The organism is Pseudomonas sp. LFS074 (assembly GCF_047978165.1).
In the GTDB taxonomy this organism is placed as follows: Bacteria; Pseudomonadota; Gammaproteobacteria; order Pseudomonadales; family Pseudomonadaceae; genus Aquipseudomonas; species Aquipseudomonas putida_P.
Genome location: NZ_JBFPFV010000001.1, coordinates 2,903,617 through 2,915,703, shown reverse-complemented (window position 1 = coordinate 2,915,703; position 12,087 = coordinate 2,903,617). Strand labels below are relative to the sequence as shown.

At 55.0% G+C, this 12,087-nt stretch carries 13 protein-coding genes and 1 pseudogene; 4 read left to right on the top strand and 10 right to left on the bottom strand.

The genetic code is table 11. The features are described from left to right. Positions 1 to 3: 3 nt before the first annotated feature. On the bottom strand, positions 4 to 930 hold the full coding sequence (locus tag ACNQP3_RS13300) for a 2-hydroxyacid dehydrogenase (RefSeq protein ID WP_264317165.1): 927 nt from the start codon (positions 928 to 930) through the stop codon (positions 4 to 6). A 172-nt stretch (positions 931 to 1,102) separates the two neighbouring features. On the opposite strand from ACNQP3_RS13300, the gene ACNQP3_RS13295 reads away from it, so the two are divergent. Next, on the top strand, positions 1,103 to 1,432 hold the full coding sequence (locus ACNQP3_RS13295; protein WP_264317164.1) for a hypothetical protein: 330 nt from the start codon (positions 1,103 to 1,105) through the stop codon (positions 1,430 to 1,432). Positions 1,433 to 2,712: 1,280 nt separating this feature from the next. Here the strand turns inward: ACNQP3_RS13295 and ACNQP3_RS13290 are convergent. From ACNQP3_RS13290 to ACNQP3_RS13275, 4 genes are all read right to left on the bottom strand, one after another. Next, entirely contained in the window at positions 2,713 to 3,126 is a 414-nt protein-coding gene (locus ACNQP3_RS13290) for a hypothetical protein (protein WP_264317163.1), read from the bottom strand. Between the two features lie 191 nt (positions 3,127 to 3,317). Continuing rightward, the gene (locus ACNQP3_RS13285) at positions 3,318 to 3,719 is read right to left on the bottom strand and encodes a hypothetical protein (RefSeq protein ID WP_264317162.1); all 402 of its coding nucleotides are present in this window, start codon (positions 3,717 to 3,719) and stop codon (positions 3,318 to 3,320) included. Positions 3,720 to 4,245: 526 nt separating this feature from the next. Next, on the bottom strand, positions 4,246 to 4,449 hold the full coding sequence (locus ACNQP3_RS13280) for an MbcA/ParS/Xre antitoxin family protein (RefSeq protein ID WP_264317161.1): 204 nt from the start codon (positions 4,447 to 4,449) through the stop codon (positions 4,246 to 4,248). Positions 4,450 to 4,504: 55 nt separating this feature from the next. Next, the gene (locus ACNQP3_RS13275; RefSeq protein WP_264317160.1) at positions 4,505 to 4,936 is read right to left on the bottom strand and encodes a DUF6957 family protein; all 432 of its coding nucleotides are present in this window, start codon (positions 4,934 to 4,936) and stop codon (positions 4,505 to 4,507) included. A 288-nt stretch (positions 4,937 to 5,224) separates the two neighbouring features. Between ACNQP3_RS13275 and ACNQP3_RS13270 the strand changes: the two genes are divergently transcribed. The 3 genes from ACNQP3_RS13270 (at position 5,225) to ACNQP3_RS13260 (ending at position 6,741) form a co-directional block, all read left to right on the top strand. Beyond that, positions 5,225 to 5,482, top strand: coding sequence for a hypothetical protein (locus ACNQP3_RS13270; protein ID WP_264317159.1), 258 nt, complete (start codon positions 5,225 to 5,227; stop codon positions 5,480 to 5,482). Positions 5,483 to 5,693: 211 nt separating this feature from the next. Then, positions 5,694 to 6,146, top strand: coding sequence for a helix-turn-helix domain-containing protein (locus ACNQP3_RS13265; RefSeq protein ID WP_264317158.1), 453 nt, complete (start codon positions 5,694 to 5,696; stop codon positions 6,144 to 6,146). Between the two features lie 136 nt (positions 6,147 to 6,282). After that, on the top strand, positions 6,283 to 6,741 hold the full coding sequence (locus ACNQP3_RS13260; protein WP_264317157.1) for a restriction endonuclease: 459 nt from the start codon (positions 6,283 to 6,285) through the stop codon (positions 6,739 to 6,741). Here ACNQP3_RS13260 and ACNQP3_RS13255 read toward each other — a convergent pair. The 5 genes and pseudogenes from ACNQP3_RS13255 to qatA form a co-directional block, all read right to left on the bottom strand. After that, positions 6,699 to 6,968 (bottom strand): annotated as a pseudogene (locus tag ACNQP3_RS13255) (serine/threonine protein phosphatase); the annotation flags it as partial. The gene ACNQP3_RS13260 and the pseudogene ACNQP3_RS13255 sit on opposite strands and share 43 nt — an antisense overlap. Before the next feature lie 12 nt (positions 6,969 to 6,980). Then, entirely contained in the window at positions 6,981 to 7,748 is a 768-nt protein-coding gene (gene qatD / locus ACNQP3_RS13250; RefSeq protein ID WP_264317156.1) for a Qat anti-phage system TatD family nuclease QatD, read from the bottom strand. Beyond that, positions 7,745 to 9,121, bottom strand: coding sequence for a Qat anti-phage system QueC-like protein QatC (gene qatC / locus ACNQP3_RS13245; RefSeq protein ID WP_264317155.1), 1,377 nt, complete (start codon positions 9,119 to 9,121; stop codon positions 7,745 to 7,747). Before qatC ends, qatD begins: the two co-directional genes overlap by 4 nt. Then, positions 9,118 to 9,999, bottom strand: a complete 882-nt coding sequence (qatB, locus tag ACNQP3_RS13240; RefSeq protein WP_319026132.1) for a Qat anti-phage system associated protein QatB — start codon at positions 9,997 to 9,999, stop codon at positions 9,118 to 9,120. The genes qatC and qatB overlap by 4 nt, the downstream gene beginning before the upstream one ends. A gap of 10 nt (positions 10,000 to 10,009) precedes the next feature. After that, complete coding sequence (gene qatA / locus ACNQP3_RS13235) at positions 10,010 to 11,968, bottom strand: Qat anti-phage system ATPase QatA (RefSeq protein WP_264317153.1); 1,959 nt, start codon at positions 11,966 to 11,968, stop codon at positions 10,010 to 10,012. Between the last annotated feature and the right edge of the window lie 119 nt (positions 11,969 to 12,087).

Genomic DNA, 12,087 nt, shown 5'->3' with positions numbered 1-12,087 from the left:
CCTTCAGTAGCCCTTGCTGCGATCCACGGCATTCAACAACGGCAGCCCTCTTCGCTCTCGGTAGAGATTTCGCGCAACCACATCAACTGCGCCTTTGACTTGCACATTGCTAGCAATATGAGGTGTTAGCAGCACACGAGGGTGTTGCCAGAAAGGATGGTCAGATTGAGGTGGCTCTTGATCGAGTACATCCAACACCGCTCCCCCTACCTTGCCAATCTCTAGTGCCGTCAACAGATCCTTCTCAACGACATGGGCCCCGCGACCAACATTCACTATCCCTGCCCCCATGGGTAGCGCACTGAGAGTACTGACGTTCAAGATTCCAGTCGTTTCAGGAGTAAGCGGTAACAGGTTGATCAGGATGTCGCATTGGGCAAGAAAGTCATGCAACTGATCAACGCCGACAAAACAGTGACCGCCTGGCACTTCTTTAGGGGAGCGGCTCCATGCGCTCATCTGAAAGCCCAGAGGCTTTAAGCGCTCAAGAGCTACTTGCCCCAGATTCCCAAGCCCCATGATGCCCACACGGCGCTCGCAGGCCGGAATGATAGGAAGTGGCGCCCAAGAGCGCTCGCTTTGGCTGAAATAGTAATCAAGCATGTCACGATGCAAGGCAAGTACGGCGAAGATCACATACTCGGCCATGATGTCAGCCATAGTGTCATCGACTAGCCTCACCAAGGAAACATGATCGGGAAGATTAGACAGATCGAACTGATCTACGCCCGCACCTGCCGAGTACAGCACCTTCAGATTGGGAAACTGCTCCATCAGCCGCGGCATTGGCTTCCAGGCGATGAGATACTGAACCTCATGCGCATCACCGACCTCAGGCCACTCGCGAAACTCAAGTTCGGGAGCACGATCCAGAAAAGCCTGACGCCATTCAGCTGCACTGCTGGGCTCTGCCATGTAAAGAATACACATGTCTAGCTCCTGATTTTCCGAATAGACATGATGCCCGCCGGCTCGCTACCAGTCCTTCACTCGAAAACACGATAAACGCCTTGGCTCATCCTACTTAATATTGGTAGTTCCACCTTGCCATTAGAGGCAGCCTGTAGGCGGTGCTAATCCAACAACCATGAAGGGACTTCTAATGGCAATCCATGCTTTCCTCCTGACATACAGCGTTTCTCCCGCGATTGAGCAAGATCGCGAGCATCAGAACCAAGCCGCGCGTCTGCGGCAAAAGCTCAACCGCGTTGAGCTTGAGGACTGGACGAAACTGCAGTCAGTGGAGACGGCGTTCTCCGGCATTATGCATTTGAGCCAAAGCATCCTCTCTAAGAAGCGCCAAGAAGCTCAAGACATAGCCTGGAATCAGTTCAAAGACGTGATGGACTCCCTCGGAGCTTATAGGGACACCAACATTCACGTCGCGCTGATGGTGCAGGGCCTTGGCGAACTGATCGAGTTGAGCATTTGATGTGAGTACTGCCCCCACTTAGCAACAAATGGGCCTTATCGATTGAGGCAAAACTCGTCAGGAGGGGCCCTCTCTTCCCCGCCAATCAAGCCCGGTGACCTCTGTAGACTTCCAACGCAGCGGCTCTGCTCAGACGCCGCGGCCAGTAGTACCCCTGCAACCTGGAGAAACCAGGAAAGATCATCGCTAGGAGCATTGGTTGGTCGAAGTTGAAGTACCGTGACGGCAACATCGGATGCTTCACTCAGACGCAGCTTGCCGCTGAGCGGGAGGCAGGCGGCCAGCGAGGGAATGACCTAGCCCTAACATAAAACCACGAAAAATGTGAATTACATCACGTTTCCAAGAAAGATTTGAAAGTCGCCTCTGTCAATTTTTTTTGAAAACGGAGTTCTATATTTGAGACCCAAAGAAAAGCGGGATCTACGCCCGCTCCTCTTTCTTCGGTTTTCCCACGATCTTGGCCGCATGCTTTTCGTCCAGCTCTGCTTCTTACAGACTCGGCTCGTTTCACAAATGTCATAGCAGATGTGGGTTGGCCCGTTGGGCCCTGGGGGAATCGTCTCATTGGCCGTCAGGCCGCTGCTTTTCGTTTGGGTTCAAACCCAAGGCGCGCAGCGCTCAAGGGATCAATCCATTCATAGTGGGCTGAAATCCCCGGTCAGTGTCAGACAACAGGCTATGAGCCTGGCGATGATTCGCTTAGAGGCGCCATGAACGCCGCATAGCGCCCAATGGATCGCATCAAACGCCGATTTCGAAAGCCAGGAGATCCTCAGTGATGGGTTCCGGTGCCGACCCACTCAACACCAGTCGATGCTGTATGCCCCTGCAGATGTGCACCCAGAGACGCGATCGCAGCTCGATATGCCAGCCATGGTCGTAGTACCTGACATCCCGACGAGACTTTGCATTTAGGGCTACGACTAGGGACGAGTAACCATCCTCGCCTACCCATTCGGCAGTGATTCGAGCAGGCTCGTCTTTCCCGGGCTTGCGTTCATATTCGTCGAGCAGCCCGCTCAGAACATGAACGAATTCACCACCGCAGCAAGCCGAGGCGCGCCTCCAGATCTCAGTGGTGATGGTGCTATCCATTTCACGCGCTCGGTCGCCGAGGAAGCCATGATGACTGTTTTGGGCTATAGGTCAGAAATATACGCCAAAATCATGCTTTCCAACCCGCTAAGCTCACTTCTAAGCCTTGCTCGAGATGCGTCAGAGTCATGGGGTCAGACCCATGAACCTTCGACATTTTTGCTTTGCAGTCAACGTACTATTTAGTGCAAGGAGCCAACCGGGACTGTCTGGGTGTTTTTGAAAGCCGATAAGACAGATTCGAATTTTACCCTAGCGCGCCACTCGGGCTGACGAAAATCCAACGAAAGCGCGGTCTTCCTGGCCTCATCGTCCACAGCATGCCATGCCGCGCTCGTCCGGCTCTCCCAGGTCTCAGCGGCTAACAACAGCTCAATGACTTCGTCCGCCCACCCTTCCCCGCCGAAAACTTCTCGAGCAACGGCAAGCGCTGAATATTCGAGCCCTAGGTTTAGATGACCGATGTAATCAAGCATTCGGTAAAGAAGCCGTATAGCCTGAAATTTCGAGAGCTCCTCACTATCGCGCTTCTCTATGCTATGTCGAACATTCAAGCTACCACCGACAATTTCGAGCAACATCTTAATCTCGGACACTGGACACCTCTTTTTTTTGTTCTTTTAGTTCAGAATACTCTGGAGCTTGTGCCTGCACTACTTTATTGACGACCAACATCCCTCTTCACATCTGAAAAATCCTGCCGGCGACAGCCAACTCAATCACGCCCGAATCTACCACTAAAAACCCCAATCTAAGTGTTCAATAACATTAAGGCATTGCACCTAACTCAAGTCGAACGAGATCGACTGGCGCCCCTCTCCAAGGCATTAGCCAGTTCACCGAGCGCATCACGCAAATGGCTATCGGCCTGAGCACGATCCGGCCCCGACAGTAACTGGCGCGTATGGCTGAGTAACGCATCGAGATTCTTGACACTGAGGTCTAGCTCAATCAGGACGGGTGAATCACATGTGAGTTCGCCAACCTGCTCGAAGAAGATAGGGATCACACGGGTCTCATTAAAATCCCCAGGCTTTGGAGCCCCCAGCAAATAGCCATGGAAAACATTGCCGTGGATGACCACCACCATCAACAATTTGTTAGATTCGCAGCTCCTTTCCATGACCCACGCCTCCAAAAATCGTGGCGAGTCAGTCACATTAGCAACAAAAGCATTCAGTTCCTCCATCGACCTAGGCCATGTTTCATGTACCCACTTAACATCGTCAGAGACTGGGACTAGCAAACAACGACCTCCCCTCAAGGTCAGATTTGCACCCATGTGGCAGGAGCTAACGGGGGGCGGGTCGATATCACCTAACGGTACGATAAACAGCGCGCAGTTCATTTGCTTACCGCCAGAAAAACTGACCGCAATCCGAACCTCCATAGGCCCATCAATCTGGGGGAGCTCAACGCGAGGACAGGCAATTTCGGAGGTGTCTTCCACCGCTCGATGCCGGAGACAGAATCTGGCCCACTCAGCGCTTTTGACCTCGGCGTCGATTTCACCGGAAGCGGTGCCCAAGCAAGCTTCGGTCGAGGGGTTCACAGTGGCAGATAACTCGTTTTGCAAACCAGAGGAGTCCATGCCTTTCATGATATTCGGATGGCCTCGCCTAAGTAGTTACAATGGTACAAAGCATCACTTCACGGCTGGGTGTGCCTGTAGCTTGGAACCTACTGCGTCTACTAGACCTACAGCATCGGTCACATTAACAGGCATATCCCTGATCAATCCGGTCGAGCGTAGCCTTCACTCTCCGATATCCAGCCTCATTGCATGCGCACTCCAGTGCAGCTAAACCCCCAAGTGCGATGTGAGGGCGAGCCAACCAGGCATCGGCCTTGGCTTTGCTGCCAAACACCTGCTCGGCCTGACGTCGAATCAGCTCCTCAAAATTCGTTTCCGTTTTCATAGTTCCTTCGCCTTATTATCATTTATCTATTGGGCGACTGGTGCATTGGTTGCGTTCAGGCATTTTCCAAGGCTAGGAGTGCAGGAAGGCTCACATGTTTTCTTGTCCCTGGCCCGGCTAAGATGTAACTCGTATTCATGCTTTCAAAAGTGGAATCATCTAGTACACGCTGGAAGCTTGAGCGAATTGCACCTGCTCGGGAGCCTTCAGCCTTGCTGTCGTATACCACAGTGTGGGCAAAGACTACCGTTGGCTGTAGCCCGTTAGCTTTGAGATCATCTTCAACATCACTAGGCACCATGATGTCGAGTAGGAGCCAATCCCGAACAACATAGAATGGTCGGCCCTGATTATTTGCCCATGCCGTTTTCACAATCACGTCATCTGATTGATCGTCCCCATCAACGGGAAGGCCGTGCTCGGATAAAAAGTTTGCTAGCAACGCTGCTTCCACTGTGCCTACCTGATTCTTCTTAGCGCGCTTCATCTTGCATCGCTTCGTTGCGGGATATGCCGGGCTTAGTGAAGGGCACCTTCGAACTGAGGGCTTCCACCTTCCAGCGCCCAGTCGCAAACAACGTAAGTGCTTCCGTTTCTGGTTTGAAAAAGATGGTACGCACCATGCTCTATGCGCCGCCTGAGCGTAGAGGTACGGATTGTTGAACCATCTTGAAATCGGCCGCGGCTCTCGCGATACACGATGCCGACCAGGCAATTGATTGACTCATCGAACACGACACTGCAGAGGAAGCCTGTTATTGGGATACCAAAATTTGTGGCCATCGCCCGTTCTACATTGCCAGGCACCAACCCGGCGGATGTCTCTGCGGGTGACTGCTGGCTTGTCAATAAACCAAAATTGCTGGACATCTCAGTGCACCTGAAAAAGGCTGAACATACATTGATCGCCAGATCCGACCTGGTGCCCGTGCTTCAGCCGGCACCCAAATCTGGTCTTCTTGCGCATACGCATTACCCGTCATTCGTGGAAATCTCCCCGCCCAACCTGAACGAGTCCTATACCGCTGAGTAACCCATCACACTGATATGCGAGTGATCCTCGGCAACCTTCGATGTGACGAATTAGCGATATATTGAATGGGGCAGCTTTCTTTCCTCTCACACAGCCCCATATCTAGCGTCGGAGTGATGCCAAACCACCAGATCCCACAAGGATGACTATATACATTTGTGTGGGAGTGCGCAAACGCGGCATACCCTCCGCTTTTATCAGGGCGGATAAAATGAACCTGCGTGAAGCCTATGCGGCAGTCCTTCAGATGCTTAGAGATCAGCAAGCGCTGACGCAGTACGACGTAGCCAACGGCGTAACCCAGTCTCAGGTCAGCCGGCTCGAAAGCCGCCAATCCAACCCAACGCTGGAAACCAGCAGAGAGCTGGCAAATGCGTTGAATCTGCATCCTCTTGCATTCCTGGCCTTGGTACATGCAGCAGATGAGCAGAAGACGGCAAGAGAACTCCTCGACCAGGTGTTCGCAGAGCTCAAGCGTCTGGAAATGCTTGATGCTCCCCTGCCCCAAGCGCCCACCAAGAAAGCTCATCCTCGTACGCGCAGTGCTGAGGAAAGTCTGCGTAAGGTGCAGGCGCTCAAGGCTCAAGGTAAGAGCCAAGTCGAAGTCATCGAGCTTCTAGGAATGCCGCGCTCCACTGTCAGCCGCTATTGGCGCAAGGAGTGAGGGCTGCTACAGCGCGGCTGTAGGCCGGCAACTATGGGCGCCCGAATCAAATCTTTACACCACCCGCGTCGTGAGGTGTCATGGCTTTTAGCTATTGTGGCCTGCCCTAAGCGGTGGCGTAGGTCTTCAGAGCGGAATGACATCCCCAGTCAGCGAACCCCCAAAACTCAGCACGTATGCCAAAGGCGAGCTCTTTGAGCAGAAGGTGTTCGAATACCTGACCCGTGAGCTCAAGGCCGGCAGGCTTTTCTTCTCGCCCCAGTTCAGCACGATCCATCGCAAGCACAAGTACTTCTCCCGCGATCGAGACGATTACATTGTGTTCGATATCGCCATCGAGGCCAGGCTTCCCGGGCTCGAAAATCCCTCGATGATCATGTTGATCGAGTGCAAGCACTATGAAGGCTCCATTCCGATCAACGACGTCGAGGAGTTCAGCGCCAAGATTGGTCAGGTCACAGGCCACAACGCCAAAGGAATGTTCGTCTCAGCGAGTGCATTCCAATCCAGCGCGATGAACTTCGCCAGGAACAAAGGCATGGCGGTGGTTCGATGGTTGCGGGTAATCAGGTCGTCCGTTCGAAGTCGCCTGTAGTTGGAATCACACCGAATGTACTTAAAGTCGTTCATGCACTGCCTAGCGGCACTGCTAGCCGCGACCTAGTTCCCTGTTGATGTGAAGTCAGTCCATGCTGTGCTGCCGAGGATTCTGACATCCCCCAGAATCAGCGATTCGTTTTCCAGAACATGCACGTGGCCGGCCGCAGCGTCCTTCATCTTCTGCAAGGTGCGATCAAGGTGCCCGTCGTAATACGCGTGATCATCTGGGCAGCACTAGCAACTACGCAGGAGGCTACCCAGGTTGCTAACAATCTGATTTGCGACCTGCTCAGTGTCGAGCCCCTTGAGTGAAGCAATCGCCTGAATCGCATTCTTTACATCTGGAGGGGCTAACGGCTTACCACCCGCTTGCACGAACGGCCCATCTGTTTCTGTGAGCATACGATCAAGTGGCAGCGATGCCACGAGCGCCCGATGCTTCGTTGACTTCAACATCTCAATGTTGATCGAAAAGTAGCACCCGATATCCAGAGCCCGCCTGGCCTCAGTTGCACTGCCAGTGAACCAGTGAAGCACAACCCTCCCGCGATCAGGTGCAAGCAGGCGCTCGATGTGTCCCAGCACCTTTGCGGCAGTGCGGACGCTATGCACTGTAAGAATCTTGCCACCTTGTTCAGAACAGGCTGACAGGATCCGAGAGAAGACGCGCTCCTGCGCCTCGAAGTTGGAGTAGAATTTAGGGCCAGCATCGAGGCCAATTTCACCGATGTATCGTGTCCCCTCCAACAAACGCTCGAACAGTGCGAGCTCCCCTTCCCGCTCGGCTACCAGTTGCGGGTGCAAACCCAAAGCGACCCGTACATGCTTTGAAGTACTCGCCAACTCCTGATTTCGAGCCCAAGCCTTTGGAGTGGTAGTGACAGCGAGCGTGGCTACCCCTTCCCGATCGCATTCACGAATCAAGGCTTCATGGTTGGAATAGAGATCCAGGTGGCAGTGAAAATCCACCCATTTCGGACGCTCGCGCACTGCTTGGCTCATAGGGGTTGCGCCCTGATTCCAGTCAAATATCGATCTACTTCATTGAGGCCGTCCACATACACCTGCTCATACGCCTGGTGGTCGTCCGGATGGTCGATCAAGGGGCCTGGGATGTGAATGTCGAACCTCGAACTGTGCGGCGCTCTTTCCAGGCGGCGGATGGCCATCTGGAATGAACGCACATGTGCCCCGTCAGCCTTGTTAGTGTTCAAGACATCAGCGTGCAAGTCGGGAATCACATACGGGGTTGTATCATCGCCGCACCCATGAGCAATGGCCGCCCGCCGGATGATACAGGGAACGCAGAAGCCGCAGTGCTTGGGTTGCCGATTGGTCGGATCCCTTTGATATCGTGCCTTGCCCGGTGAGGAGCACGACATGGTTTTATGCACGTTTGCGCGGAGAAATTCGCCATCAACACAGTGCTCGGCCATCTGCCCCTTGGTGCGATGCCCATACATGTTGTGCAACCGCATCCGAAGCCCAAGGCCAGCAAAGAGCTCGTTCACGCGAGCCATGTAGTAGGGATGCGTCGTTCGGGTGCTCAGAGCGCCCAACCGCAGTGGATCCAGTGGCACATTCAAGGAGATCAGACCGTTCTCAGGTACATGGATCACCATCTCTTCGCCTGTGGCATCGGCCGCCAACGCCGCCAAGGCGAAGAACAGGAATGATCTACCTCGCAGCGTATCTTCACCCTTGGTGTTGGCCACGAGCCCCTGCGGGAAACCCACCCTGGCCTGTACCTGGTGGATCGCGCTGTCTGGGTATCGCTCCTGGAGCGCTTCCAGGCATTGATCCTGATACTTGCTGGTGCTGTTGGAGTCCCAGTAGTGGCTCACCAGTAGCGGAGACTCCCCTTGGGCCAGCAAGTCAATCGCGCCAATGAAGCTGTCCATACCACCAGAGAACAGACACACGCTTGTGGGAGTCGAGCTCCGAAAGAGTTCCACGATGGGTGCCAGCTCCTCCACGCCATCAGGCCGGGCACGGAAGAAGATCCTCCATCGATCGCCGGTTAAGAAATGCAAGGTCGAGGCAAGCAGCGCTGACATCGAAGTCCACAACGCAGGATCTGCCACAGGCACGTAAAGGTCGATCTCGCGCGTCCAGGCATTCTGGGATTCAGTCTTCCGGGATATCCGGGTATCAGCCGCCGTGAGTGCTCCGGCTACGAGGGCCAGGTCGATTGAAGTCTCACTGGGGCGCATGCCCTTACTCGCGAGTTGATCGATCGCTTGCCCGATACCAAAGCAGAGACGCTGGTAACCATCCAGGAATGAGATTGAGGTTTCACGGCTTCCTGGGTGCTGAATCTCGATCAGGTCAATATCACCGGCGCCGAGCCTGCAGATTATGCTGTGGTGTCTCATTGTGCTGCCTCCCCTGCAACGGCAATGATCTCAAACGCTGACTCGTAAATTCGGCTGATAACGCCCTGTATGTCCTGGTCAGTCAGCCCTGGCAATCCCTCCAGTCGATCGGATAGCCGACCGCGCGTGGCGCCGGTAATGAAGTCGTGAAGCTCAGTTTGCATACGCTCGACCGCGTCAACGTCATCGGGAATGGTCACGCCTCGCTGACCAAGGTCAGCCATAACCATCCCCTCAATCGACTGCGACACGAAATCTAGGAAAAATTCGTTCATCTGCTCGGGTGTCATTTCGTCGAACGTGGTTTCGCCGGACTCTACGAGCGCGATGACATTCTCGAGCATGGCCTGACGTGCCACCGCCTCGTCGATCGCCCCGCCGGCGGGACATACAAACTCAACCAGGGCCATGAACACTTCAGAAGATGGGCGGCCTGCCAGGCCATTCAGATTCAGCCGGCGCAATACCTCGGCAGCGCCGAAGCGCTGCACATCCCTGATGACGCCAAGCAGGCGACCAGCCGCTGCGCGGGACGCTCCCATTCGCCGGGCCGCACGTCCAGCCCCGCCTGTCCCGCTTCTCACATAGCTGGAGAGTGCCCTGCCCAACGCGCTGCGGCTTCCAGCTCTGGCAAAGCGGGTGAACTGTGTTCTAGCCGGCTGCAGCTTGGCCGTGCCATTGTTGTCTATAGGACGCTGCCCTGACTGACCTCCCTGCCCTGGCTGATTAGGATTGTTCGGACTGTTTGGATCGCTAGAAGGATTTGAGGGCTGCCCAGCTTCATCGGATTGACCCGGGTTGGTTGCAGGCGCCACATCATCCACCCAAGACGGAACCAGTCCAGAAACAGATCCCCCGTAACCTTTCGATGTTCCCATGCTGCATTCCTTAGCGTTTCGGGCCGAGATCCAACAATTGCTCAGCGGCTACTTTGAGTTTTTTGTTCTCGACCTGTGCGGCCCACTGTTCTTGAACGGCCTGGAGCGCTGATTTTGCGGCTGGCTCAACCAAGCACTCGCTCCAAGAGGACGCCGCCCAGCCACCCAGTCGCTCGACAGGTAGTCCCCGTATGAATTCGAGCAGTCGGTTTTGAAGCCGTGGCTGTTCTTTGACTAGGCCAACCAGACCGTCGATGCCCTGAGGGCGCTTATCGAAGATGTCTCCCTGGAGGATACGATCGCGGATCGCATCGAAGACTTCTTCAGAATCGGGAGCGGACAGCTCGCGCATGCCGTTGAGCACAGGCGCGCTCTTCAGCTTCATGCGTGGGCCCATCAAAGTCTCTACCAACGCTTCAAGCTGGCTGGTAGCTACGAAACCTGCGAGGGAGCTACGCTTGTCCCTGGTTACAAAGACGTAAGGCCTCAGATCAACACCGACGAGTGTCGGGTCGATCCGTGCCCAGTTGAGCGCCCAGTCACTTTTAAGCCATTGCTGAAGCTCAGCACCGATGGCCACGGCCACCTTGGGTTTAGCCTTTCGCTCACCCGTATCCTGCTCGTCATCCTCGACTTCGTGAGGCGCGGCCCTCGCCCGCTTCTCAAGCCCGGCGAGAGCCTCTGGTGCGCCGTCCTGCGCCAAGGATGCGAGCCTCGCGATCTGCTCGTAGAAATCGCTGTAAAAGCGCTCAGCCAACATGATCTTCGCGAGGATTGGCCGACTGATCTCGTTGCCAAACCCACGCTCTTCAGCGATCGCCTGGCGGAGCATCATGGAGTTCAGGAATCGCTTGATCTGGCGTGGGTTACCGCGCGTGCCTTCACTCAGGATCTTGGTGACATGGGCGCTGATGGTTATCGCCTGGCTAACCTCCTCGGTCAGCGTGCCGCCCATGGCCGTCTGCACGACGCTGCGCTCGAGCCCCTTGCTCTTCCACGGCCGCTTCATGTCCTCTCGGGCGATGTCCAGCAACGCTTGAAACTTGGAGTTATCAGCACCCAGGACATTCTCAAGCTGCAGCAAGGTGATGTAGACACGCGTCTCTGCCAATCCAAGCGCCGGGATGCGGAATGGTACCTGGATCAGCTTCTCGAGGTAATTGCGTGCGTAATTCGACGGGCCTGAGCTTTGCGGGAGGTCAGGGAAATGCTCACGCACTGCATATTCGATCATGGCTTCGTCTGCACCGATGACGAAGGCGGTGCGCTCAACGAACAAGAACAACCGGATCGCTTCCAACGTTTCGATTGCCGTCTTCGGCAAGCACCTGTCGAGGTCGTCCACGATGACAACGAGCTGGTCGATGTCGGCGGCGTCTAGCAGCTCTTTGAACTCCTCTCGGAATTTATGAATGTGCTCAGGGAGCTTCTCGGAGTCGTCACCGCCCTCCTTGAGGAAGTCACCGATCTTCTCGGCAGCACCCTTTAGATCATCCTTGCTTACATGATCCATTGGGTTTGTAACCACGGACGTGACCAGGTCATACACCCCCTTCAACTGATCCATGGTGGGGATGCCGGTCATGGCAGTGAACGCGAAGCCGCCGGCTTTGCGCGCGACCTTCAGCCAATCGACACGCTTGAGCACCTTGGCAGCAGCGGCTTTCACTTTTGCCGAGTTTGGCCTGGCTCGCTTCAGCTCATCGACGATCGTCTCGATGACTACCGTTTTGGCGTCTTCAAACCCTTCGAACGTCCAGCCGTTAAACCAGATGCAGCAGACACGATCGTTGGCTTTAAGCTCATCCTGCGTCATGCGCAGGACGCTGGACTTACCGGCACCCCAGTCCCCGTGAACACCAATGGTGATGGGGATGTCAGGCGTATCCTTGATGAGCTTCACAACCGTTTTGGAGATCGCGCTGTAGTACAGCAAGTCCGTTGCGGTTTCCTGGTCGTTTAAAAACACTGAGCTGTCCCTCGCCTGCAATGTGCTGATGGGGTGTAGTTATACAGGCAATGGGCCAGTAAGCGCCAACGTTAGCAGTGCTTGAATCGGCACATGGAGTGTTGTCAGGTGTCCTGATA